16 protein-coding genes are annotated in these 24,048 nt (G+C 64.1%); 9 read left to right on the forward strand and 7 right to left on the reverse strand.

The window, feature by feature from the left end:
• Window positions 1-12: 12 nt before the first annotated feature.
• The gene (locus E4L98_RS23985; protein WP_135204050.1) at window positions 13-2,448 is read right to left on the reverse strand and encodes a TIM-barrel domain-containing protein; all 2,436 of its coding nucleotides are present in this window, start codon (window positions 2,446-2,448) and stop codon (window positions 13-15) included.
• 170 nt (window positions 2,449-2,618) lie between these two features.
• Between E4L98_RS23985 and E4L98_RS23990 the strand changes: the two genes are divergently transcribed.
• The 3 genes from E4L98_RS23990 (at window position 2,619) to E4L98_RS24000 (ending at window position 7,366) form a co-directional block, all read left to right on the forward strand.
• The gene (locus E4L98_RS23990; protein WP_135204051.1) at window positions 2,619-3,935 is read left to right on the forward strand and encodes an MFS transporter; all 1,317 of its coding nucleotides are present in this window, start codon (window positions 2,619-2,621) and stop codon (window positions 3,933-3,935) included.
• A 94-nt stretch (window positions 3,936-4,029) separates the two neighbouring features.
• Window positions 4,030-5,661 carry an alpha-D-glucose phosphate-specific phosphoglucomutase gene (locus E4L98_RS23995; protein ID WP_135204052.1) on the forward strand — a complete coding sequence of 544 codons (1,632 nt, stop codon included), beginning with the start codon at window positions 4,030-4,032 and terminating at the stop codon, window positions 5,659-5,661.
• A 16-nt stretch (window positions 5,662-5,677) separates the two neighbouring features.
• Window positions 5,678-7,366, forward strand: a complete 1,689-nt coding sequence (locus E4L98_RS24000) for an alpha-amylase family glycosyl hydrolase (RefSeq protein ID WP_135204053.1) — start codon at window positions 5,678-5,680, stop codon at window positions 7,364-7,366.
• Here the strand turns inward: E4L98_RS24000 and E4L98_RS24005 are convergent.
• The 4 genes from E4L98_RS24005 to pulA form a co-directional block, all read right to left on the reverse strand.
• Entirely contained in the window at window positions 7,282-9,102 is a 1,821-nt protein-coding gene (locus E4L98_RS24005; RefSeq protein ID WP_135204054.1) for a sensor domain-containing phosphodiesterase, read from the reverse strand. The genes E4L98_RS24000 and E4L98_RS24005 overlap by 85 nt on opposite strands.
• Before the next feature lie 180 nt (window positions 9,103-9,282).
• Window positions 9,283-11,559, reverse strand: a complete 2,277-nt coding sequence (locus E4L98_RS24010; protein WP_135204055.1) for a GH92 family glycosyl hydrolase — start codon at window positions 11,557-11,559, stop codon at window positions 9,283-9,285.
• 132 nt (window positions 11,560-11,691) lie between these two features.
• The gene (locus E4L98_RS24015) at window positions 11,692-12,039 is read right to left on the reverse strand and encodes a PKD domain-containing protein (RefSeq protein WP_135204056.1); all 348 of its coding nucleotides are present in this window, start codon (window positions 12,037-12,039) and stop codon (window positions 11,692-11,694) included.
• Between the two features lie 39 nt (window positions 12,040-12,078).
• Window positions 12,079-14,808 carry a pullulanase-type alpha-1,6-glucosidase gene (gene pulA, locus E4L98_RS24020; RefSeq protein WP_135204057.1) on the reverse strand — a complete coding sequence of 910 codons (2,730 nt, stop codon included), beginning with the start codon at window positions 14,806-14,808 and terminating at the stop codon, window positions 12,079-12,081.
• A 147-nt stretch (window positions 14,809-14,955) separates the two neighbouring features.
• Between pulA and arsH the strand changes: the two genes are divergently transcribed.
• Both arsH and E4L98_RS24030 read left to right on the forward strand, forming a co-directional pair.
• The gene (arsH, locus tag E4L98_RS24025) at window positions 14,956-15,672 is read left to right on the forward strand and encodes an arsenical resistance protein ArsH (RefSeq protein ID WP_135204058.1); all 717 of its coding nucleotides are present in this window, start codon (window positions 14,956-14,958) and stop codon (window positions 15,670-15,672) included.
• Between the two features lie 15 nt (window positions 15,673-15,687).
• Window positions 15,688-16,179 (forward strand): arsinothricin resistance N-acetyltransferase ArsN1 family B, encoded by a 492-nt coding sequence (locus E4L98_RS24030; RefSeq protein ID WP_135204059.1) that lies wholly within the window; start codon window positions 15,688-15,690, stop codon window positions 16,177-16,179.
• Here E4L98_RS24030 and E4L98_RS24035 read toward each other — a convergent pair.
• Complete coding sequence (locus E4L98_RS24035; RefSeq protein ID WP_135204060.1) at window positions 16,172-17,722, reverse strand: POT-type proton-dependent oligopeptide transporter; 1,551 nt, start codon at window positions 17,720-17,722, stop codon at window positions 16,172-16,174. The genes E4L98_RS24030 and E4L98_RS24035 overlap by 8 nt on opposite strands.
• Window positions 17,723-17,927: 205 nt before the next feature.
• Between E4L98_RS24035 and E4L98_RS24040 the strand changes: the two genes are divergently transcribed.
• From E4L98_RS24040 to E4L98_RS24055, 4 genes are all read left to right on the forward strand, one after another.
• Entirely contained in the window at window positions 17,928-19,565 is a 1,638-nt protein-coding gene (locus tag E4L98_RS24040; protein WP_135204061.1) for an alpha-glucosidase, read from the forward strand.
• 96 nt (window positions 19,566-19,661) lie between these two features.
• The gene (locus E4L98_RS24045) at window positions 19,662-21,536 is read left to right on the forward strand and encodes a glucokinase (protein WP_135204062.1); all 1,875 of its coding nucleotides are present in this window, start codon (window positions 19,662-19,664) and stop codon (window positions 21,534-21,536) included.
• A gap of 91 nt (window positions 21,537-21,627) precedes the next feature.
• Entirely contained in the window at window positions 21,628-22,155 is a 528-nt protein-coding gene (locus E4L98_RS24050; protein ID WP_135204063.1) for a PadR family transcriptional regulator, read from the forward strand.
• On the forward strand, window positions 22,155-23,402 hold the full coding sequence (locus E4L98_RS24055) for an MFS transporter (protein WP_135204064.1): 1,248 nt from the start codon (window positions 22,155-22,157) through the stop codon (window positions 23,400-23,402). The genes E4L98_RS24050 and E4L98_RS24055 overlap by 1 nt, the downstream gene beginning before the upstream one ends.
• On the opposite strand, the gene E4L98_RS30870 is transcribed toward E4L98_RS24055, so the two are convergent.
• Complete coding sequence (locus tag E4L98_RS30870) at window positions 23,399-23,980, reverse strand: hypothetical protein (protein ID WP_229257543.1); 582 nt, start codon at window positions 23,978-23,980, stop codon at window positions 23,399-23,401. The two genes, E4L98_RS24055 and E4L98_RS30870, sit on opposite strands and share 4 nt — an antisense overlap.
• Window positions 23,981-24,048 lie beyond the last annotated feature (68 nt).

Genomic DNA, 24,048 nt, shown 5'->3' on the forward strand with positions numbered 1-24,048 from the left:
CAGAGCCGACTTTTACAGCGCGATGTCGATGCTGCGGCTGGCTTGTTCGCTGGCTGGCAGGTCGATGGTGAGCTGGCCGGTTTTTTCGTCCCAGCCGAAGACGGCGACCTTGCCGTCGATGCGCACCGATGACGGCGCGGCGCCGATGTTGTGCACCGTGAGCGCAATACCACGTTCGGGGCGCTGGTACTGTTTGCCGATTTCCGATGCCACCCGCAGTGCCAGGGTCTTGTCCCGCAGCTTGCTGGTGAAGCGCAGCAGTTCGTATTTGCCCTGTTCGTAGGCGCCCGCCGTCAGGCCATCGTCGTCGTACAGTTTGCCGGCGCCGGCTTCGACCGAGGCGTCGTGCCAGTAGTGCAGTTCCAGGTTTTTGGTGCTGTAGTCGCGCGTGGTCCGGACCACGTTGACCATCGGGATGAAGGCGCCCGCGCGGACGTACACCGGCACGTGATCCGGCGACAGCGCCACGCTGCGCGTCGCGCCGCCCGCCTGACGTTCGCCGGTGTAGAAGTCGAACCATGCGCTGCGCGCCGGGAAGTAGACCTCCGCCGTGGTCTGGCCTTGCTTCAGCACCGGCGTCACCAGGAAGTCCTTGCCCCACAAGTAGGTGGATGACATCGCGCGTACCTTGGCGTTGCCCGGTTCTTCGTACAGCATGGGACGCATCAGCGGCAAGCCGCGCTGGTTGTTGTCGAAACCGAGGGTGTAGTTGTAGGGCAGCAGGCGGTAGCGCAGGCGGATCGCCGCGCGCGCCATGGCCTTGGTCTGGTCTTCGCGGTAGACCGGCTCGGACGGCACTTCTTCCTGCGCGTGCGGACGGAAGATCGGCTGGAATACGCCATACTGCAGCCAGCGCCGGTACAGTTCATTGTCCAGCACCGGGTTGGCGAAGCCGCCCAGGTCGGAGTGCATGTAGCCGACGCCCTGCATGCCCATCTGCAGCGCGATCTCCGGCTGCGACTGCAGTCCGCCCCAGCCGCGGTCGACGTCGCCCGACCATGGGATGATGCCGTAACGCTGCGTGCCCGAATAGCCCGCGCGCATCAGGATGAAGGGGCGTTCGGCCGGAAAGTCCTGCCGGTAGCCTTCCGCCACCAGCCGCGCCCATTGGTGGCCGTAGATGTTGTGTACCTGGTCCGCCGTGCCGGTCGCGTGATGCAGCGCGGTCGGGTGCACTTCGGGCTCGCCCAGATCGCCCCAGACGCCGGTCACGCCCTGCTGGCGCAAGCCTTTGTAGATGTCCCAGAACCAGCGTTTTCCCTGCGGGCTGAAGATGTCGATCAGGCCGGTGTGGCCGAAGAAGAAGTCGTAGGCCAGCGGTTTGCCGTCGGCGTCGGTGCCCAGCACTTTTTTATCCACCGCTTCCTGCCAGCGTTTGGAGGTGTCGACCACAAACGGCTCGGTAATCACCACCGTCTGCACGCCTTTGGCCTTGAAGTCGGCGATCATGGCTTCCGGGTTGGGGAAGCTGTCCTTGTCCCAAGCCAGGTTGCCCATGGTGCCTTTGACTTCTTTGCCGAACCAGTACAGATCGAACACCACCGCGTCCAGCGGGATGTCGTCGGCGATGAATTTGTTGACGGTGTCGCGCGCTTCCTTTTCGTTGTGGTAGCCGAAGCGCATGGCGAAATTGCCGAAGGCCCAGCGCGGCGGCAAGGGTTGTCTGCCGGTGAGGGCGGTGTAGTTGCCGATCACATCTTCCCAGCTGTCGCCGGCGATCACCTGGTAGGTCTTGCGGCCGCCGATCGCTTCGTAGGTCAGGCTGTTGTCCTTGCGGCTGTCGAAGTCGAGGTAGCCGGTCTGCGGATTGTCGAAATGGATGGCGTACATTTTGGACGACAGCGCGATCGGCATGGTGTAACCCATCAGTTCCGAACGGTCGCCGTAGCCGTAGTTGGCCTTGTTGTACAGGGTGAAGCGGTGGCCGCGGCGGTTCATGCCGACCGCGCGCGAGCCGGCGCCGTACAAGGCTTCGTCCTTGTCGAGCGCGAACTCGATGGCTTCCAGTTCGCGCGCCTCGCCTTTGTTGATGTCCTTGCTGCCGGCGGCGGGATCGTCTTGCACATGGACGTAGCCGCGCTTTTCGGCGATCAGCGGTTTGCCTTTGTAGGCATACGCGATCCTGAACGGCGACTTGGTGATGGTGACGCTGAGACCCGGTGTGGCATATTCGATCGCCCCGGCCTTTTGCTTCAGCGTGGTCTTGACGGCGGCCGGTGCCAGCACCACGGCGTGCGAGGCCGGATCGGCGCTTTCTCCCTTCGGCACAAAGGTGGTCTCGATGATGCCGGCCGAGTAGGGCTTGATCAGGTAACTGCCGTCGCTGGTGCGGACTTCGAGCTGGCCGTCACGCTCGCTGACGGCTTCAAACTTGCGCGCCTGCGCCGGGTAAACTGCCAGCAGCGCCAGGGGCAGGGCCGCCAGTTTCAGGAGGGAATTGCTTGTCATGTGGGTAAGAGTCTCAGTGATCGTTTTAAATTCTGTTGTTTGGCTACATTTGACTACATTCATGGCGTTCTCTGGCGCCTTTTTCCTTCATTTTACTAGGAAGATCCACGATTGACACGTCCAGGGGCGCGTGTTATTTTGCTACAAATTTATAACTCGGGACGCGCAGCATGCACTCTTCCAGCAACAAGCCCCTCCTGTCGTTCTGGCAGTTGTGGAATATGAGCTTTGGCTTCTTCGGCATCCAGTTCGGTTTCGCGCTGCAAAATGCCAACACCAGCCGTATCTTTTCCACGCTGGGCGCCAATCCCGACGATCTGTCCCTGTTCTGGCTGGCGGCGCCGGTCACCGGCCTGCTGGTGCAGCCGATCATCGGCTACCTGAGCGACAACACCTGGCACCCGACCTGGGGCCGCCGCCGCCCGTTCTTCTTCGTCGGCGCGCTGCTGGCGTCGCTGGCGCTGTTCCTGATGCCGAATTCCGCCGCGCTGTGGATGGCGGTTGCCGTGCTGTGGCTGATGGATGGCGCGATCAACGTGTCGATGGAACCATTCCGCGCCTTCGTCGGCGACAAGCTCGGACCGTCGCAGCAGACCGCCGGCTTCGCGATGCAGACCTTTTTCATCGGCTGGGGCGCGGTGATCGCCTCGCTGCTGCCGACCATTTTCGCCCACCTGGGCGTGAACAACGTACCGGTGGCCGGCGCGATCCCGGACACCGTGCGTTATTCCTTCTACGCCGGCGGCGCGATCTATTTCGTCGCCGTGCTGTGGACCGTGCTGACGGCGAAGGAGGCGCCGCCCGACGATCTGGAAGCCTTCCGCGCCCAGCAGCAGCGCAGCAAGGGCCTCGGCCATGCGCTGACGGAGATCTTCAGCGGCTTCGGCAAAATGCCGAAGACCATGATGCAGCTGGCCGTGGTCCAGTTCTTCACCTGGATCGCGCTGTTCGCAATGTGGATCTACACCACCAACGCCATCGGCGAAAACGTCTTCGGCACCACCGACGCGCAATCGGCGGCGTTCCAGGAAGCGGGCAACCACACCGGTGTGATGTTCGCCGTGTACAGCGGCGTCTCGGCGCTGGCGGCCTTCGTGCTGCCGGTGTTCGCGCGCGCCACCAGCCGCAAGTTCGTGCACCTGGTCTGCCTGGTGATCGGTGGCGTCAGCCTGTTCAGCGTCTACCTGATCCACGATCTGCAAACCCTGTACATTCCGATGATCGGCGTCGGCATCGCCTGGGCCTCGATCCTGACCATGCCGTACGCGATCCTGGCCGGTGCGCTGCCGGCCAACCGTATGGGCTACTACATGGGCGTGTTCAACTTCTTCATCGTCATCCCGCAGATCGTCAGCGGCCTGCTGCTGGGCTTCGTGACCAGGCACTGGTTCGACGGCCATACCGTGAAAACCCTGATGCTGGGCGGCTTGTGCATGATCGTGGCCGGCGTTCTGACGCTGACCGTGCGGGACGAAGCGGGGCGCTGATGTAAGATTGTTCGCGAGACAAGTTATTTGTGCGACGCGGATTTGCCGGAACAGGTAAAAACGTCGCAGCATATCTTTAATTTTCGGAGCGAACATGAGCATTCAGACGGTCGGCACCACCCCCTTCCCGGGCCAGCGCCCGGGCACTTCCGGGCTGCGCAAGAAGGTCACGGTCTTCCAGCAGCCGCATTACCTCGAGAATTTCGTGCAGAGCGTATTCGATACGCTGGGCGACTGCGGCGGCAAGACGCTGGTGCTCGGCGGCGATGGCCGCTATCACAACCGCGTGGCCGTGCAGACCATCCTGCGCATGGCGGCGGCGCACGGCTTTGCCAAGGTGCTGGTGGGGCAGGGCGGCATTTTGTCCACGCCGGCGGTCAGCTGCGTGATCCGCAAGCGCGGTGCGCTGGGTGGGATCGTGCTGTCGGCCAGCCATAATCCCGGCGGCGCGGACGGCGATTTCGGCATCAAGTACAACATCGCCAACGGCGGCCCGGCGCCGGAGAGCATCACCGAGGCGATCTACCAGCACACCGGCAACATCAAGCAGTACCGCATCAGCGACGCCGCCGATATCGACCTGAATCGCATCGGCGCCGCGCGCATCGAAGCGATGGAAGTCGAAGTGATCGACTCCGTGGCCGACTACGCGGAACTGATGCAGGAACTGTTCGATTTCGACGCCATCCGCAAGCTGTTCGCCGGCGGCTTCCGCATGTGCTTCGACGGCATGCACGCCGTCTCCGGTCCTTACGCCAAGGCCATCATCGAAGGCCAGCTGGGCGCGCCGGCCGGCACCGTGATCAACGCTGTGCCGCTGGAGGATTTCGGCGGTCATCATCCCGACCCGAATCCGGTCAACGCCGCCGAGCTGATCGCGCTGATGGACGCCGACAACGCGCCCGACTTCGGCGCGGCTTCGGATGGCGATGGCGACCGCAACATGATCGTCGGCCGCAAGTTCGCCGTCACGCCTTCCGACAGCCTGGCGGTGCTGGCCGCGAATGCGACCGTGGCGCCGGGCTACCGCAAGGGGCTGGCGGGCATCGCCCGTTCCATGCCGACCTCGCGCGCGGCCGACCGCGTGGCCGAGGCGCTGGGCATCCCGTGCTTCGAAACCCCGACCGGCTGGAAGTTCTTCGGCAACCTGCTGGACGCCGGCAAGGCCACGCTGTGCGGCGAGGAGAGCTACGGCACCGGCTCGGACCACATCCGCGAGAAGGATGGGGTGTGGGCGGTGCTGTTCTGGCTTAACCTGCTGGCCGCGACGGGCAAATCGGTGGAGGAGCTGGTCAGCGCCCACTGGCAGCGCTTCGGCCGCAACTACTACTCGCGTCACGACTACGAAGCGGTGGACACCAAGGCCGCCAACGAGCTGATGGCCTCCCTGCGTATCAAGCTGGCGACGCTGGCCGGCCAGGATCTGGGCCACTACGTGGTCGATTTCGCCGACGATTTCGAATACACCGATCCGGTCGACGGCTCGGTGTCGAAGCAGCAGGGCATCCGCATCGTGATGACCAACGGTTCGCGCATCGTGTTCCGTTTGTCCGGCACCGGCACCGAGGGCGCGACGCTGCGCGTCTACCTCGAGCGCTACGAGCCGGATCCCAAGTACCATCACCTGCCCACCCAGCAGGCCCTGTCGGCATTGATACTGATCGCCGAACAGGTCGCGGGCATCGCCGACTGGACCGGCCGCGCCCACCCCACCGTGACCACATAACGATAAGGACGACAGCATGAAATTGACTTCCCTCGCATTGACCCTGGCGATGGCGCTGGGCACGGCCGCCGGCGCAAGCGCGGCGCCGGCCGCGGCGCCGGCGGCAAACAAACCCAGGCCCTTCCTGTGGGAGAACGCGACAGTCTATTTCCTGCTGACGGACCGCTTCAACAATGCATTCACCGGCAACGATCTGGCCTACGACCGCAAGGCCGACGCGGCGCCGCTGCGCGGTTTCATGGGCGGCGATCTGGCCGGCGTGATCAACAAGATCAACGACGGCTATTTCGACAGCCTGGGCGTGACCGCATTGTGGATCACGCCACCGGTGGAGCAGATCCACGACGGCACCGACGAGGGCACCGGCCGATCCTACGGCTTCCACGGTTACTGGGCGTCCGACTTCACCGCCGTCGACGCCAACCTCGGCACCGCCAACGATTTCCGCAACCTGGTCGACGCCGCGCATGCGCACGGCATCCGCGTGCTGCTGGACGTGGTGATGAACCACACCGGCCCGGTGACCGAAGATGACCCGGTATGGCCCAAGGACTGGGTGCGCACTGCGCCGCAATGCACCTACAAGGACGCCAAAACCACGGTCGAATGCACGCTGGTGAAGAACCTGCCGGACTTCCTGACCGAGAGCGATACGCCGGTCGAGCTGCCGGAGCGGCTGGCGGCCAAATGGCAGCGCGAAGGCCGTTTCGAGGAAGAGGTCAAGAGCCTCAACGACTTCTTCGCCCGCACCGGCTATCCGCGTGCGCCGCGCTACTACCTGATCAAGTGGCACACCGACTGGATCCGCAAGTACGGCGTGGACGGCTTCCGTGCCGACACTGTCAAGCACGTGGAGTCCAAGGTGTGGAAAGAACTGCTGAAGGAAGCCGCGCTGGCCTACGAGGACTGGAAGAAGGCCAATCCGGACAAGAAGCTCGGCGACGACAAGTTCTATTCGACCGCGGAAGTCTACAACTACCGCATCGGCGATGGTCTGTACCATGACCTGGGCGGCGGCCAGAGCGTCAACTACTATCTGGCCGGCTTCAACAGCATGATCAACTTCGGCCTGGTCAAGGATGCGGAGAAGGATTACGAGACGCTGTTCAGCAGCTATTCCAACGCCCTGCACGGCGGCCGTCTGAACGGCGTATCGGTGCTGAACTATCTGGACTCGCACGACGATGGCGCGCCCTTCGATGCGTCGCGCAGAAAGCCGTTCGAAAGCGCCACCAAGCTGCTGCTGGCGCCAGGCGCGGCGCAGATCTACTACGGCGACGAAACCGCGCGCAAGCTCGATATCGCGCAAGCCAGCGGCGACGCCAAACTACGCTCTTTCATGAACTGGAACGAGCTGGCCGACAATGCGGAACGCGACGGCTACAAGATTGCCGACGTGCGCGCGCACTGGGCCAGACTGGGCCAGTTCCGCAAGGCCCATGTTTCGGTGGGCGCCGGCGTGCACCAGCAATTGCAAGCCAAACCTTACGTCTTCAAACGCACCTATGATCAGGGCGACATCCACGACAAGGTGGTGGTGGCGCTCGATCTGCCGACCGACAAGCCGACCGTCATCAACCTGCACGGCGTGTTCGCCAACGGCCAGAAGGTGAAGGACTACTACAGCGGCAAGGTGGCGGTGGTGCGCGGCGGCACGGTCAACTTCGGCACGCGCAATGCGCTGGTGCTGATCGGGCAGGAGTAAGCGGAGAAGGCGTCCGCCTCCAGCGGGGCTGCGAACAGGTAGCCCTGCGCTTCCTCGCAGCCGGCGCGGCGCAGGAAGTCCAGCACCGCCGCGGTCTCCACCCCTTCGGCCACCACGCGGTGCCCCAGGTCCTGCGACAGTGTGATCATGGCCGTCACCAGCGCCTGCTGGCGCGTGTCGCTCTCCAGGTTGCGGATGAAGGATTGATCGATCTTCACCACGTCGGCCGGCATCTTCTGCAGGTAGGACAGGCTGCTGTAGCCGGTGCCGAAATCGTCGATCGCCAGGCCCACGCCCAGCCTGGCGATTTCCGCCAACGTCGCATGGGCCCTGACCGGATGGGCCATGATGGCGCTTTCGGTGATTTCCAGCTCCAGGCAATCGGCGGGCAGTTCGTGGCGCGCCAGCGCGGCCGCCACGCCGGCGACGAAGCCAGGCTCGGTCAGATTCGCCGCCGAGACATTGACCGACATCTGCAGCTGCAGGCCGGCGTCGCGCCAGGCGCGCTGGTGGCGCAGCGCCTCGTCCAGTACCCAGGCCGTGGTTTTTTGCGCCAGGCCGGAGCGTTCGACGATGGGAATGAACTCCCCCGGGCCGACGGCGCCCAGCAGCGGATGGCACCAGCGCAGCAGCGCTTCGGCGCCGATGCAGCGGCCGTTGGCGACATCCACGCGCGGCTGGAACACCAGGCGCAGTTGCCCGGGACTGTCCAGCGCTTCGCCGAAATCGTTGAGCAGGTTGAAGCGGCGCTGATACAGCACGTCTTCCACCTGCGAATACACCGCCACGTGGGTAGGACTGTCGAACGCATCCTGCGCGGCGCTGCGCGCCTTGCGCAGCACCGACAGCGCCTCGTCGTGGCCGACGTCGAACGGCACCACGCCGGCCGATGGCGTGGCCACGTAGCGCGTCTTGGCGAAGGCCAGCGCCACCTGCATCTTCGCCTCCACGCGCGGCAGCCAGCTCTCCAGCGATTCGCCCGCCGGCGACAGCAGCATGAACTGCGCGGTCGCCACGTGATAGATGCGTTGAGCCGGTGCGATTTCGGCGCGCAGCCAGCGCGCGCCGTCGGTCACCAAGTCGTCGAGATAAGAGGATTTCATCGCGCGCGCGGCATGGGCCAGCTGGTCCAGCGAGGCCAGGTTGATCAGCACCGCCAGGCGCTGTTCGCCATCGGCCGCGTCCAGCTGGAGATCCTGGAAGTCCTCGATGAATTGCAGGCGGTTGGGCAGGCCGCTGACCGCATCGACGCGGCCCAGCGCGTGTTGCAGTTCGATCTGCGCCATCACCATGCCGGCCAGATCGCACAGCGCGGTCAGCTCCTCCGGCGTGGTGTCGCGCGGCTCGGTGCCCAGCACGCACATCGCCCCCAGGCAGTGGCCGTCGATGGTGGTCAGCGGAGCGCCGGCATAGTAGCGGATGCCGCTTTCTGCCAGCAGGCTGTCGCGGTAGCTATCGTCCCGCAGCAGATCGGGAATCACCAGCACCTCGCTGCTGTCGGCCACCTGGCCGCAGGGCGCACGCATGCGCGGGATGGTGTCATGTTCAACACCGACGCGCGATTTGAACCATTGGCGGTTGGCATCGGTCAGCGAGACGGCGGCAATCGGCAGCTTGAACAGACTGGCCGCCATGCGCGTGATGCGGTCGAACGCTTCGCTGGGCGGCGTATCGAGCAGATTGAGCTTGTATAGCGCGTCGAGGCGGCGCGCTTCTTTGAGTTGGCTGTGCGTCATGTGCGGTCCGAAAGCAGTTCAGGGTGCAATGCGGGGCGGGGCACTGGCGAATGAAGTGAGCGGGGCAGGGCTCGCTATGTTGTGGAAAAATTAAATTAGTTTCCAAATGGAAATCCGATAATACCACGAGACTGGATTCATTGGCGAATAATGAATCCAATCGTGCTCATAGTCATTGCCTTATTTCGACAGCGAGTAGGGCGCGTCAGCCGGCGCCGTGCCGCGCTGCCGGTCGGGCTGATCGCGCATGCCAAAGTCCAGCACCGCACCCTTCAGCAGCACGGCGTGATCGAGCCAGTTGTGCGCGTACGGTTTGCCGTTCACCCTGAGCGTGCCGACATAGCGCTGGCTGTCGCTGTTGGCGGGCGCGTTGATGGTGACGGTCTTGCCGTTCTCCAGGTGCAGCGTGGCTTTTTTGAACAGCGGCGCGCCCAGCGCGTATTGCGGCACGGCCGGCGTGACCGGGTAGAAGCCCAACGCCGAGAATACGTACCAGGCCGAGGTCTGGCCGTTGTCCTCGTCGCCGCAGTAGCCGTCCGGCGTGGCCTTGTACAGCCGGTTCATGGTTTCGCGCACCCAGTACTGGGTCTTCCACGGCGCGCCGGCGTAGCCGTACAGGTAGATCATGTGCTGGATGGGCTGATTGCCGTGCGCATACTGCCCCATGTTCGCGATCTGCATTTCGCGGATTTCGTGGATCACTTCACCGTAGTAGCTTTCATCGAAGGTCGGCGGCAGCGTGAACACCTGATCCAGCTTGGCGACGAATTGTTCACGGCCGCCCATCAGCTGGATCAGGCCCTGCACGTCATGGAACACGGACCAGGTGTAATGCCAGCTGTTCCCCTCCGTGAAAGCGTCGCCCCATTTGAAGGGATTGAACGGTGACTGGAAGCTGCCGTCCCGGTTCTTGCCGCGCATCAGGCCAGTCTCCGGATCGAACAGGTTTTTATAGTTCATGGCACGCTGCCGGTAGATGGCGATTTCCGATTCCGGCTTGCCCAGCGCCGTGCCCAGCTGGTAGATGGCGAAATCGTCATAGGCATATTCCAGCGTGCGTGCGGCGTTCTCGTTGATCTTGACGTCGTAGGGGACGTAACCAAGTTCGTTGTAGTACTTGACGCCCTTGCGGCCCACGGCGTCCATCGGCCCTTCGTTGTCGGCGCCGTGCTTGAGCGCCTGCCACAGCGTCTCGATGTCGTAGCCGCGCAGGCCCTTGATGTAAGCTTCCGCCACCACCGAGGCCGAGTTATTGCCGATCATGACATTGGCCAGGCCGGGGCTGGACCATTCCGGCAGCCAGCCGCCTTCCTTGAAGTCGTTGACCAGGCCAGCCTGCATCTCGCGGTTGATCGACGGGTACATCAGGTTCAGGAACGGATACAGCGCGCGGAAGGTGTCCCAGAAGCCGGTGCCGGCGTACATGTAGCCGGGCAGGATCTGGCCGTTGTAGGGGCTCCAGTGGACGATCCGGTTGTCGGCGTCGATCTCGTACAGCTTGTTCGGGAAGAACAGCATGCGGTACAGACTCGAATAAAAGGTGCGGGTCTGATCGACGCTGCCGCCTTCGACGCTGATGCGGCTCAGCGTCTTGTTCCAGATGTCCTTGCCCTTCCGTGCGGTGGTGTCGAAGCTGTCGTCGGCCAGCTCGCGCCGCAGGTTGAGTTCCGCCTGCTCCGCGCTGATGAAGGAAGAGGCCACGCGCATCCCGACCTGTTCGCCCTTTTCGGTCTTGAAGCCGACCACCGCGCCGCTATGGTCGCTGGCCAGTTCGGTAACGCCTTCCACCAGCTTGTCGCCGCTCCAGATCCGTGCCGAGGCGAACGGCTTGTCGAAGGTGATGACGAAGTAGTTCTTGAAGTTCTTCGGCAGCGGGCCGCGCGCATAGCGGGTGCTGTAACCGACGATCTTGCGTTGCTCCGGCAGCACCTTGATGTAGGAACCCTTGTCGTAGGCGTCCACCACCACATACGCCTGATCGGTTTTCGGCCAGGTGAAGCGGAATTGCGCGGCGCGTTCGGTCGGCGCGATCTCGGTGGTGACGTCGGCATCGGCCAGGTAGACGCTGTAATAGTAAGGTTTGGCGGTTTCCGCCTTGTGCGAGAACCAGCTGGCGCGCTCGTCCTGGGTGAAGCGCAGCTTGCCGGTGACCGGCATGATGGCGAACTGACCGTAGTCGTTCATCCATGGCGAAGGCTGGTGGGTCTGTTTGAAGCCGCGGATCTTGTCGGCGTCGTAGGTATAGGCCCAGCCGTTGCCCATCTTGCCGGTCTGCGGCGTCCAGAAATTCATCCCCCATGGCAGCGCGATGGTGGGATACGTATTACCGTTGGAGAGATCGGGCTTGCTCGCGGTACCCATCAGGGGATTGATCCATTCGACCGGATCTTTCAGCGGTTGCGCCGAGGCGCCGAGGGCGATCAGCAAAGCCGGTAGTGCGAGCGTGTGCAGTTTCATGTCCTGAGTGATGGTGGCTGGCGACCACCCAGTGTAGCAAAATCCGGGGTCAGTTCTGCCAATCGCACACGAGCTCTGCCGTAAGCGAGCTTACGGCAGAGCTCGTGTGCGATTGGCAGAACTGACCCCGGATTAGTGCGCGGTGATGGTGACCGAAGAAGGCGCGCTATCGAGTTTGCCGTCGTTGACGATCAGCGTGGCGACGTACTCGCCCGGCAGGTCGGCAAAGAAGGTCGGGGTGGCGACGTGGTAGTTGAGCAGGGAGGCGCCACTGCCGGTGGGTTTGCTCAGGGTCCAGGCATAGCTGACGATGTCCTGGTCCGCATCGCTGCCGCTGCCGGCCAGCCGGATCGAGGTGCCGGCGGCGACGCTTTGCGCCGCGCCGGCGTCCGCCACCGGCGCGCGGTTGGCCTGGGCAGTGTAGTTGCCGCCGCCGCAGGCGCTCAGTATCAGCAGTATCGATATAAACGATATTCTCATGTTGGCTCCATCGGGAAACCCGGAGCCAAAAAGATAGCATCAATTTTCGACGAAAACGACCGCGCTCCGTGCCGGAATGGTGAAGCTTCCGCTGGTTTTGTCGTACCTGGCTTCGCGGGTCAAGCGTTTGTCCGCTGCGGCCATGCTGGCCTGGACCGGGTGCAGCTGGTAATTGCGGTTTTTTTCTTCCGCCACGGTGATCCGCCGCATGGCCTTGTCGACGTTGATCAGGTAGGTGACCGATTTGAAGCGCGCGCCGGCGTAGCCTTTGCCGTCGATGTGAGCGACGATCAGTGTCGCCACCTGCCGCGGCCCGTTGTTGTAGAAGCGCAGGCGCTGGCGGATGTCTTCCGCCGTGCGCAGGCGGAACAGGGTGCTGCTGGCGCGGATCGCCAGCAGGTCGCGGAACACGTCGCGCGACCAGGCGATGTCCGCCGGCGCCGGTTTGATGTTGGCGTTTGTCAGCAGTGGCTTGATCAGCCCGTAGTCCTTGCCGTTGTCGGCAGCTGGCGGCAGACCGGTGCCGTAGTAGTTGTCCTGATAGCTCCAGTCCAGACGGTTGAACCAGTCGCCCGATTCGAAGCTGTTGCGGTCCAGCGACTTGGAACGCAGGATGTCGAAGCCGGCGTGGAAGTAGGCCACGCCCTGGCTGAAGGCGTTGATCGCGGCGCCCAGCATCTGCACCTGGGCGCGTTCGCGTGCGCTGGCGGTCTGCGGCAGTTTGAAGGCGTTGATGTCGTACAGGGTCTGGTTGTCGTGGTTTTCGACGTAGTTGACCGCTTCACCCGGTTCGCTGGCATAGCCGGCCGGCTGGTTGCCGCCGTAGACGATGTCCTGCAATGGCACGGTGCGGCCGTCGGCGGTGGGCAGCGGGTAGCTGCGGATGGTGCCCGCCAGGCCGGCCTTCACCATGTCCGAGGCGTGCAGCAGGTCTTGCAACGGACGCTGGCCGGCCTGCTCGTTGGCGTCGTAGACCAGGCCATTGATGTAGCCTTGTTCGGTGATCAGCTGTCGGCCGCTGTCGCCGGCGCCACCGCCACGCACGGCGTCGCGCGCGCGGTCGCTGAAGGTGCCGATGCCGCTGCCGTTCAGCGACAGTTGCGACGCCTGTACGAAGCGCGCGCCGTCCGCCACTTCGCCGAAGTTCCAGCCTTCGCCGATCAGGTTGATGTGTTTACCGGCGGCGCGGTCGGCTCGCGCCTGCAGTTGCTCCATCACCGCGCGCGGCTGGTGGCCCATCAGGTCGAAGCGGAAGGAGTCGATCTTGTATTGCTTCGCCCATTGCGCGACCGAGTCCACCATCAGCTTGCCCATCATGAGGTTTTCGGTGGCGGTGTTGTAGCAGCAGGTGGATTTTTCGATATCGCCTTTGGCATTCAGGCGATGGTAGTAGCCGGGGACGATGCGGTCCAGCACCGATTTCTCGTTTTGTCCGGCGATGAAGGTGTGGTTGTAGACCACGTCCATGCCGACGCGCAGGCCGGTCTTGTGCAGGGCCTGTACCATCTGGCGGAATTCGATGATGCGCTTCGCGCCATCGGCGGGATCGGTGCTGTAGCTGCCTTCCGGTGCGTTGTAGTGGAATGGGTCGTAGCCCCAGTTGTAGCAATCGGTGAGCCGGGTCTGTTCCACGGCCGCTTGCGGTTGCTCGCTGTCCGGCGCGGACGCCGAGATCCGCGGGACCACGCAGCCTTGTTCCGGCACGCTGCCGATGTCGTACACCGGCAGCAGGTGGATGTCGGTCATGCCGGCCTTGCTCAGCGCGGCCAGATGCCGCATGCCGTTGGAACCGGCTTCCGTGAATGCGCTGTATTTGCCGCGATGGGCCGGACTGACGGTGTTGTCGTTGATCGAGAAGTCGCGTACGTGCAGTTCGTAGACCGTCATGTCGGTTTGCGCGGCGACCTTGTCCGGCGAAGGCGTCTTGTCCCAGCCGGACGGCTTGAGTTTTGCCGCGTCCAGATCAGCGATGTAGCTGCGCTTCGAGTCAGTGGTCAGGCTGACCGAATACGGATCGGTGACCAGGTTGCGTACCAGGCCGGCAGTCGGCGCGACCACGTCGATCAGGTACTGATAATACTGGCCGTCCCGCCCGGCGCGCGCGGACCAGACGCCGGTGGCGTCGTCGCGTGTCATCGGGGTGATGGCGGCCGCCTTGCCGGTGCCGCTGGCGTAGGTGCACAGCGCGACGTGCTGCGCGGTCGGCGCCCACAGTTTGAAGCCCGCATCGCGTACGCCGACGCTGACGCCCAGGTCATCGGTCCGCGCGGCGCCGGCATAGATGTCGTCCAGCGCGCCGGCGATCTGCAACCCGGATGCGTCCAGCACCGTGCCGTCTTCTGCTTCGCGGACGATCAGCACCTGCCGCATCAACGCGGCGGGGACGCGGACGGGGTCAACGACCGCCAGCAGCGCGCCGTTGGCGACATACCTGAAGCGCTGCGCCACCTCCGCAGGCAGCGCGCCGCTGAAGCGCGCCAGCGCAAGCGAGCCGTCCGCACCGGCCACGCGCGCGCCCACTTCGGCGCGCAGCCGGGCACTGGCGGAGTAATACAGCTTGTAGACGCCATCGTCCCCGGCGCCCGGCCATTTGATGATGCGGCCATTCAGCCAGTACGCGCGGGCATCGGCGCCGGCATCCGCCGGCTGCAGGACGGTGGCGTAGGCGCCATCGCAGTCGGCCAGTGAAGGCGCCGCCGCCGCGGCCACACAAGTCAGCGCCAGCGCGCCCCCCAAAGAAACCTGCCGAGCAGCGCGCCAGACCCTCATATCTTCTTCCAGAAAAGTAGTGCAGTTACACAAAGCCGCATTTTTGCGGTGAAATTGCCGGCTATGGTACTCCAGAAACTGTAGTTTTGATACTTTGCGCAGCGCGTGCTAGCATTGATTCAATTATTCTTGAAATGACGACAAGCGATGGAACAGATTCCCGATCTACCGAATATCGATCCCGCACAACTCGACCTGCCTACCCTGGCGAAGCTCGCGGAAAACGGCGACATGGACCATCCGCCGCGCATCCTGATGCTGTACGGCTCCCTGCGCGAGCGCTCGTTCAGCCGCTATCTGACCGAGGAGGCGGCGCGCATCCTGCGTCACTTCGGCGCCGATGTGAAGATCTTCGATCCCACCGAGCTGCCCATGGTCGGCAGCGTGGCGGAGGATCACCCCAAGGTGGCCGAGCTGCGCGAGCTGTGCCTGTGGTCGGAAGGCCAGGTCTGGTGCAGTCCGGAGCGTCACGGCGCGATCACGGCAGTGATGAAGAACCAGATCGACTGGATTCCGCTGGAGATGGGCGCCATCCGTCCCAGCCAGGGGCGCGCGCTGGCGGTGATGCAGGTATGCGGCGGCTCGCAGTCCTTTAATGTGGTCAACACGCTGCGCCTGCTGGGGCGATGGATGCGCATGTTCACCATCCCCAATCAGTCGTCGGTGCCGATGGCGTACAAGGAGTTCGACGAGCACGGGCGCATGCGCGCTTCCGCTTACTACGACCGCGTGGTCGATGTCATGGAGGAGTTGTTCAAAATGACGTTACTGCTGCGCGGCAGAGCCGATTACCTGACCGACCGGTACAGCGAACGCAATGAGCGGCAGATGAAAGCCATCGACCGCACCATCAGGAAAATCTGATCGACAGGAGCACAGATGCAGATACGCGAAGCCGGCGCCGGCGACGCCGGGGCCATCGTGGCCATCTATAACCACTACATCCTCACCACCACCATCACGTTCGAGGAAAGCGCGGTCACCGCGGCCGAGATGGCGCAGCGCATCGCCGACGTGCAGGCCGGCGGTCTGCCCTGGCTGGTGCTGGAGCGGGATGGCGCGGTGCTTGGCTATGCGTACGCCACCAAGTGGCGGGTGCGCCACGCCTACCGTTTTTCGGTCGAGAGCAGCGTCTACCTGGCGCCCGATGCGGCGGGCAAGGGGCGCGGCACGGCGCTGTACGCGGCGTTGCTGGAACGGCTGGCCGCCGGCGGCTACCATCTGGTCATCGGCGGCATCGCGTTGCCCAATGCCGCCAGCGTCGCCCTGCATGAAAAGATGGGCTTCGAAAAGGTCGCCGAATTCCGCGAGGTGGGCTACAAGTTCGAACGCTGGCTGAACGTCGGCTATTGGGAAAAGGCGATCAGGTAGCGGCGCTCCGGTAGTTATCCACCATCTTGTAGCGCAAGGCGTACAGCCCGAAGACGGCTGCGACCACGGCGGCGAAGGCGGCGAAGAAGAACATCTGGAAGGCGATCGCACTCAGTCCGCTGTTGGCGATCCAGCCGACCACCACCTCGTTTTTCACGCCTGAGTTCACGATCAGCACCCACAGGTTGCCCACGGTGACCGCCAGGTACCAGAAGCTCAGGATGATGCCTTTCATCGAGGCCGGCGCCTGGCTGTAGGCGAATTCCAGGCCGGTGGCCGAGACCAGCACTTCGCCCAGCGTCAGCAGCACGTAGGGCAGCAGCTGCCACAGGATGGATACCTTGTCGCCGCCGTCCATCCACAGCTGGATCATGCCGATCACCACCCAGGCCGATGCCGACAACGCGATGCCCAGTCCCATGCGGCGCAGCGGCGTTGGCGTGATGCCGACCGCGCGCATCAGCGGGAACAGGGCGAAGTTATTAAAGGGGATCAGCAGCATCACCAGGATGGGATTCACCGCCTGCATCTGCGCCGGCAGCAGCCTGAAATCCCAGCCGAAGAGCGACAGCAGCGGGCTTTCCATCGAATTCGCCTGCACGATCCAGGTCGATGCCTTCTGGTCGAACAGCGACCAGAATGGCGTGATCAGCGCGAACACGATCAGCACGCGCAGTACCGAGCGCACGCCTTCCACCGCCGCGTCGGTATGCGCGCCGCGCGCCCGTTCCAGCTGCATCGCGACGCCGATGCCGCCGAATGCCAGCAGCAGCACCAGCGCCGTGCAGGCGGCGATGACGAAACCCCAGGATGGCGTCATGCACAGCGAGGCCAGCGCGCCGACGGCGCCGATCACGGCCACGCTCAGGCCGGGCCGCGCCTGGCCAGGCGCGCGCGCCAGCAGGGCGCTGCGGGCCACGCTGCTGAAGGAATCGGGATTCGGCGCCGCCGGCGGCACGTGCACGTATTTGTCGCGGCCCAGCCAGAACACCAGCGTGGCAATCGCCATCAGCACGCCCGGAATGCCGAACGCCACCGCCGGGCCGTAATCGCGCAGGAACACCGGCATCAGCAGCGAGGCGAAGAAGGAGCCGAAATTGATGATCCAGTAGAAGGCGTCGAATACCACCTTGGCGCGGTTCTTGTTGGTCTGGTCGAACTGGTCGCCAACGAAGGACACCACCAGCGGCTTGATGCCGCCCGAGCCGAAGGCGATCAGCGCCAGTCCCAGGTAGAAGCCCTCGAGATTGTGCTCGAAGATGGCCAGGCAGGCATGGCCGGCCACATAGATCAGGCTGAACCAGAACACGGTCTTGTACTTGCCCCAGAAACGGTCGGCGATCCAGCCGCCCAGCAGCGGGAAGAAGTAGACGCCGATCACGAAGGTGTGGAACACGTGCTTGGCCTCGGTCGCGCGGTCGGCCTGGGGAATGAACAGCAGCAGGGTACTGAGCAGGAAAGGCGTCAGGATGTTGCGCATGCCGTAGAAGCTGAAGCGTTCGCAGCCTTCGTTGGCGATGATGTAGGGGATTTGCCGGGGCATCGCCCCATTGCCGTTGTTGCTCACTCGTTCTACTCCTGTGGTGTGTAGTTTGACTACTATTTTTTGGCCGATGAATTTCGATAAAAATCCATAAGCCTTTGTTTATTAACGATAATTGGACGTAATCGTTATACTGGCACTTGATTGAAAAAACTGTTTTCGTATTGTATATTCTCTACAAACCTGCCAACCCCCGGATTTTCTTATGACCAAGCAACTTACTCAAGTGACCCCGCATTCCCCCGACTGGTACCGCGACGCCATCATTTACCAGGTGTACCCGCGCAGCTACATGGACAGCAACGGCGACGGCGTGGGCGACTTGCCGGGGATTGCGGCCAAGCTGGACTATATCGCATCGCTGGGCGTGGACATCGTCTGGATTTCGCCTTTCTTCAAGTCGCCGATGAAGGACTTCGGCTACGACATTGCCGATTATTGCGACGTCGATCCGCTGTTCGGCACCCTGGCCGACTTCGACGCCCTGATCGCCAAGGCGCACGGCCTGGGCCTGAAGATCATGATCGATCAGGTGATGGCGCATACTGCGGAAGATCATGCCTGGTTCAAGGAGAGCCGCGCCAGCCGGGATAACCCCAAGGCCGACTGGTACGTCTGGTCCGATCCCGCGCCGGACGGCAACCCGCCGAACAACTGGATGTCGGTGTTCGGCGGCTCGTCGTGGCAGTGGGACACGCGCCGCCGTCAATACTATTTACATAATTTCCTGGTCAGCCAGCCGCAGCTCAACTTCCATAACCCGGAAGTGCAGCAGGCGCACCTCGATGCGCTGCGGTTCTGGCTGGAGCGTGGCGTCGACGGCATCCGTCTGGACGCCTGCAACTTCCACTTCCACGACCAGCAACTGCGCAGCAATCCGCCGGCCACCGTGCGCGATACCGCCACCGTGTCGGATGTGAACCCGTACGGCATGCAGGCCCACATCTACGACAAGAGCCGCCCGGAGAACCTGGCCTTCCTGCAAAGGCTGCGCGCGCTGCTGAACGAATATCAGGCGGTGTCGATCGGCGAGGTCGGCGCCGACGATTCGCTGGCCGTCATGGCCGAATACACCGCCGACGGCGACAAGCTGCACATGGCCTACAGCTTCAACCTGCTGGTGCCGCAGTGCTCCTCGCACTACATCCGCAAGCAGGTCGAGAATTTCGAAGAACGGGTCAAGGGCGGCTGGGCCTCCTGGTCGGTCGGCAATCACGACGTGCAGCGCGTGGCGTCGCGCTGGGGCGGCCCGACGGCGCCGCAGGCGTTCGCCAAGCTGGTGCTGGCGATGCAGCTGTCGCTGAAGGGCACGCCGTGTCTGTACCAGGGCGACGAGCTGGCGTTCGCCGAGGCGGACGTGCCTTACGAACTGCTGCAGGACCCGTATGGCATCACCTTCTGGCCGGAATTCAAGGGCCGCGATGGCTGCCGCACGCCGATCGCCTGGACCGACGGCGCCAACGGCGGCTTCACCAGCGGCAAGCCGTGGCTGCCGGTATCGCCCGACCACCTGGCGAAAGCGGCATCGGTGCAGGAACGGGACGCGGCATCGTCGCTGCAGTTTGCGCGCAGCTTCATCGCCTGGCGCCGTCAGCAACCGCAGTTGCAGCGCGGCGACATCGCCTTCTACGACACGCAGGACCAGGTGCTGGCGCTGCGCCGCGACCTGGCCGGTGTGCGCAGCATCATCGCCGTGTTCAACCTGAGTGGCGAAGCGCAGACCGTCGATCTGCCGCACAGCGCCGGCGCCGAGCAGCTGCAAGGCTATGGCCTGCCGGGCAGCGCCGCCGATGGCAAGGTGATGCTGCCTGCCTACGGCGCCTGGTTCGGCTACGCGGCGTAAAAATGCCGCACGAAGGAAACGATATGCATCGTTTCCTTCTTCTGGGCACCACGTATTTCGGGTATGCTTCCGCCAACTGTTTTGACTGAACCGACGATGAAACAAGCTGAAGTGGATCACAAACTGAATCGTTCCGCCTTTGCCGACGGCCCGCGCCTGCTGGCCGACATTGGCGCCACCCATGCCCGCTTCGCCTTGCAGACCGCCCCCGGCGAGTTCCGCGCCGTGCGCGTGCTGAAGTGCGACGACTTCCCCGACATCGTGGCCATGCTGCGCTCCTATCTGGCCGACCACGCCGGCGTGAACCTGAATCACGCGGCGCTGGCGGTGGCCAACCCGGTCAGCGGCGACTACATCCGCATGACCAACCGCGACTGGGAATTCTCCACCGACGAGGTGCGCCGCGCGCTGGGCCTGCACACGCTGCTGGTGGTGAACGACTTCACCGCGCTGGCGATGTCGCTGCCCGGTCTGAAGCCGGCGGACCTGATGCAGGTGGGCGGCGGCAAGCCGGCCACCAACTCGGTGATCGGCGTGCTCGGTCCCGGCACCGGCCTCGGTGTCTCCGGCGTGATCCCGACCGTGGACGGTTTCGTCACCCTCGGCTCGGAAGGCGGCCACACCAACTTCGCCCCGGCCGACGAGCGCGAATACGCGATCCTGCAGTATGCCTGGCAGACCTGGTCGCACGTCTCGACCGAGCGCCTGATCTCCGGGCCCGGCATGGAAATCATCTACCGCGCCATCGCCAAGCGCAATGGCCGCCAGGTGCGCGACCTGACGTCGCAGGAAATCATCGCCGGCGCGCTGACCGACAAAGACCCGCTGTGCATGGAAGTGCTGGAGTGCTTCTGCGCCATGCTGGGCGGCGCCACCGCCAACCTGGCGGTGACGCTGGGCGCCTTCGGCGGCATGTTCATCGGCGGCGGCATCGTGCCGCGCCTGGGCGACTGGTTCGCCAGCTCGCCGTTCCGCGCGCGCTTCGAGGCCAAGGGTCGTTTCACCAGCTACCTGTCGGAGATCCCGACTTACGTGATCACCACGCCGAATCCGGCGTTCTACGGTGTGGCGACGATCCTGTCCGAACACCTGCGCGGGCGCAGCGGCGCCAACACGCTGATGGAGCGCGTACAGCATCTGCGCCACGAACTGACGCCGGCCGAGCAGCGCGTGGCGCAGCTGGTGCTGGAGCAGCCGCGCCTGGTGCTGAACGAGCCGATCGCCGACATCGCGCGGCTGGCGGAAGTCAGCCAGCCGACCGTGATCCGCTTCTGCCGTTCGCTGGGCTTCCAGGGCCTGGCCGACTTCAAGCTGAAATTCGCCAGCAGCCTGACCGGCGCCATTCCGGTACGCCACAGCCAGGTGCGCGTCAGCGACAGCACGCACGACCTGAGCGCCAAGGTGATCGACAACACCGTCTCGGCGATCCTGAAATTCCGCGACCAGCTCGATGTGCGCTCGCTCGACAAGGCCATCGCGCTGGTCTCCAAGGCCAAGCGGGTGGAGTTCTACGCGATGGGCAATTCGCGCGTGGTGGCGCTGGACGGCCAGCACAAATTCTTCCGCTTCCGCATCCCGACTTCCGCGTATGGCGATTCGCACCTGCTGAATCTGGCGGCCGAGCTGCTGAAGCCGGGCGACGTGGTGATCGCCATCTCCAACTCCGGCAAGCTGCCGGACCTGCTGGACGCGGTGGACGTGGCCCGTGCGGCCGGCGCCGACGTCATCGCCATCACCTCCAGCAACTCGCCGCTGGCGAAGAAGGCCAGCGTCTGCCTGGCGGTGGACCACACCGAAGACAGCACCACCTTCCTGTCGATGATCTCGCGCATCCTGCAGCTGCTGCTGATCGACATCCTGTCGGTCGGCATCTCGCTGGACGCGCAAAACGCGCAACTGGTGGTCGAACATAAAAACGCCAAAGGCGACGCCGACAGCCGCCGCCTGCTGATCTCCCATCTCGACGGCTGAAGAATGTCCAGGCTGTTACAAATCGCTACTTGAAGTCCGAGCGGAATGATTTAAGATATATCTTAATTCGATATATCTTAAGGAGTTTGTCATGCCTGGTCATCATCATCCACACGGGCCGCACGGCCATCATCACCATCATGGCGGCCCGGGCCACGGTCCGCGCGGCCGTGGGCCGAAAATGTTCGATGCCGGCGCCATGCGCTACGTGGTGCTGCAGCTGATCGCGGAAAAGCCGCGGCACGGTTACGAGATCATCAAGGACCTCGAGCAGCGCTCGGGCGGCGGCTATTCGCCCAGCCCCGGCGCCATCTATCCGCTGCTGGCCTTGCTGCTGGACATGGGCCACGTCACCGCGTCGGCCGACGGCAACAAGAAACTGCACACCATCACGCCGGAGGGCGAGGCTTTCCTGGCCGAGAACCGCCAGTTCGTCGATGCCATTCTGGCGCGCCTGGCCGATCCGGATGAGTATCGCGAAGATCTGCGCAACGTGATGCATGAGCTGAAGCTGGCCGCCATCGAGCAGGCCCGCGCCAGCCAGCACGATCCGCAACGGCTGGAGCAGATCCGCGCCATCCTGCGTCAGGCCGCCGCTGATATCCAGGCGCTGAAATAATGAGCGGCACGTTTCCCTTGACGCCGGCGCGCGAGCGCCTGGTGCTGTGGCTGCTGGCGCTGACGCAGTTCACGGTGATCATGGACTTCATGGTGATGATGCCGCTGGCGCCGCAGCTGATGCGCGCCTTCGGCATCGAACCGGCCGCGGTGTCGGGCGCGGTGTCGGCGTATGCCTGGTGCGCCGGCATTTCCGGCCTGGCCGCCGCCATGTACATCGACCGCTTCGACCGCCGCAAGCTGCTGCTGACGGTGTTCGCGCTGTTCACCTTGTCCAATCTGGCGTGCGCGGCCGCGCCGAATTTCCATGTGCTGGTGCTGTCGCGTGCGTTCGCCGGGCTGACCGGCGGCATCCTTGGCGCCATCGTCATGGCCATCATCGGCGACCTGATCCCGGCCAACCGCCGCGGCGCCGCCACCGGTGTGGTGATGACCTCGTTCAGCATGGCCTCGGTGGCCGGCGTGCCGACCGGCGTGATGCTGGCCGCGCATTACGGCTGGGCGTCGCCGTTCTATATTCTGGTGCTGTGCTCGCTGCCTATCCTGCTGCTGGCCGCGCGCGTGCTGCCGGCGCTGGACGGACATCTGGCCAACCGCGTGCCGCTGTCGGCGGTGCTGCCGAATCTGATCGGCCTGTACAAGGTGCCGAATCATCTGAAAGCTTTCCTGCTGTCGGCCATCAACATGATGACCGGCATGCTGGTGATCCCATTCATCTCGCCCGTGCTGGTGAACAATGTCGGGCTGCAGCCGGCGCAGATCACGTATGTGTACCTGGCCGGCGGCATCGCGACCTTTTTCACCGCGCGCATGATCGGCAAGTGGTCGGACCGCGCCGGCGCACATAAGGTGTATCGGTTGCTGTCGCTGCTGTTCATCCTGCCGGTGCTGTTCATCAGCCACATGCCGGTGATCCCGCTGTGGGGCGTGATCCTGTTCTTCCCGTTCTTCATGGTGCTGGCCTCGGGCCGCACCATCCCGATGCAGGCGCTGCTGACCACGGTGCCGGACCCAGCGCGCCGTGGCGCTTTCCTCAGCGCGAACTCGGCGATCCAGCAGGTCGGCACCGGCCTCGGCGCGCTGCTGGGCGGGCTGACGCTGCATACGCAGGCGTCCGGCCACATCGACGGCTACGGCCTGAACGGCTGGATCGCCGCCGCGCTGGCGGTGCTGACGGCGTTGTGGATAGGGCTGGTACGCGGCACCGCGCCCAAGGCCATACCCGTCAGTACGGTGAAGCCGGCTTAATTGTCGATGGCGGTGCGCTTGGAAGGATGCTTCTCGCGCCGCCAGCGCGCCAGGCTGATCACTTCATCGCTGCTGGCATCTTCCACCAGGATCTCGTCATCGTTGGCGGAGACCAGGAAGCTTTCCCAGCGCATCGCCGACTCGGCGGTGTTTTCCACGAAGCTGAACTGCCAATAGGTCTTGCCGTTGAGCTTGCGCGGCGTCGGATCGTATTCGAGCAGGCCGCCGTGCGCCTTGCCGTTGGAGTTCTTTTCGATGATGGCCGACCAGGCTTGCAGTTCCGGCAGGGCCATCAGCGCGGCCGCGCCCTGTTCCTTGCTGCGTACCGCTGGCGGTTCGCCCGGCGGCGCCGGATCGGTGATCTTCTCGTCCTTGTGTCTGGCCTGGAGCGGCGGCGCTTTCACGGCGGAGGCCGATGCACTGGCGCTGGCCGGCGCCGACGCCACCGGCACCTTGATCGTTCTTTGCGCCTGCGGCGCCGAAGTTGTGGCTAAATAGGCGGCCGCACCGAGCGCGATCACGGTCAGCGCGAGGCCGGCGATGACCAGTTTGCGGGGGGCCTGCTTGCTTGATTCCATGGGGGATGTCGGGGACGATTTTCGTGTCGGCCAATACTAAACCAAAGGCAACCCCGGGGCAACTTTTC

It is taken from the genome of Duganella callida (genome assembly GCF_004614165.1).
Taxonomy (GTDB): domain Bacteria; phylum Pseudomonadota; class Gammaproteobacteria; order Burkholderiales; family Burkholderiaceae_D; genus Rugamonas; species Rugamonas callida.

Bases quoted from the DNA above. Each gene is read 5' to 3' on its own strand.
- E4L98_RS23985 (WP_135204050.1), bottom strand. From the start codon at position 2,448: ATGACAAGCAATTCCCTCCTGAAACTGGCGGCCCTGCCCCTGGCGCTG.
- E4L98_RS23990 (WP_135204051.1), top strand. From the start codon at position 2,619: ATGCACTCTTCCAGCAACAAGCCCCTCCTGTCGTTCTGGCAGTTGTGG.
- E4L98_RS23995 (WP_135204052.1), top strand. From the start codon at position 4,030: ATGAGCATTCAGACGGTCGGCACCACCCCCTTCCCGGGCCAGCGCCCG.
- E4L98_RS24000 (WP_135204053.1), top strand. From the start codon at position 5,678: ATGAAATTGACTTCCCTCGCATTGACCCTGGCGATGGCGCTGGGCACG.
- E4L98_RS24005 (WP_135204054.1), bottom strand. From the start codon at position 9,102: ATGACGCACAGCCAACTCAAAGAAGCGCGCCGCCTCGACGCGCTATAC.
- E4L98_RS24010 (WP_135204055.1), bottom strand. From the start codon at position 11,559: ATGAAACTGCACACGCTCGCACTACCGGCTTTGCTGATCGCCCTCGGC.
- E4L98_RS24015 (WP_135204056.1), bottom strand. From the start codon at position 12,039: ATGAGAATATCGTTTATATCGATACTGCTGATACTGAGCGCCTGCGGC.
- pulA (WP_135204057.1), bottom strand. From the start codon at position 14,808: ATGAGGGTCTGGCGCGCTGCTCGGCAGGTTTCTTTGGGGGGCGCGCTG.
- arsH (WP_135204058.1), top strand. From the start codon at position 14,956: ATGGAACAGATTCCCGATCTACCGAATATCGATCCCGCACAACTCGAC.
- E4L98_RS24030 (WP_135204059.1), top strand. From the start codon at position 15,688: ATGCAGATACGCGAAGCCGGCGCCGGCGACGCCGGGGCCATCGTGGCC.
- E4L98_RS24035 (WP_135204060.1), bottom strand. From the start codon at position 17,722: ATGCCCCGGCAAATCCCCTACATCATCGCCAACGAAGGCTGCGAACGC.
- E4L98_RS24040 (WP_135204061.1), top strand. From the start codon at position 17,928: ATGACCAAGCAACTTACTCAAGTGACCCCGCATTCCCCCGACTGGTAC.
- E4L98_RS24045 (WP_135204062.1), top strand. From the start codon at position 19,662: ATGAAACAAGCTGAAGTGGATCACAAACTGAATCGTTCCGCCTTTGCC.
- E4L98_RS24050 (WP_135204063.1), top strand. From the start codon at position 21,628: ATGCCTGGTCATCATCATCCACACGGGCCGCACGGCCATCATCACCAT.
- E4L98_RS24055 (WP_135204064.1), top strand. From the start codon at position 22,155: ATGAGCGGCACGTTTCCCTTGACGCCGGCGCGCGAGCGCCTGGTGCTG.
- E4L98_RS30870 (WP_229257543.1), bottom strand. From the start codon at position 23,980: ATGGAATCAAGCAAGCAGGCCCCCCGCAAACTGGTCATCGCCGGCCTC.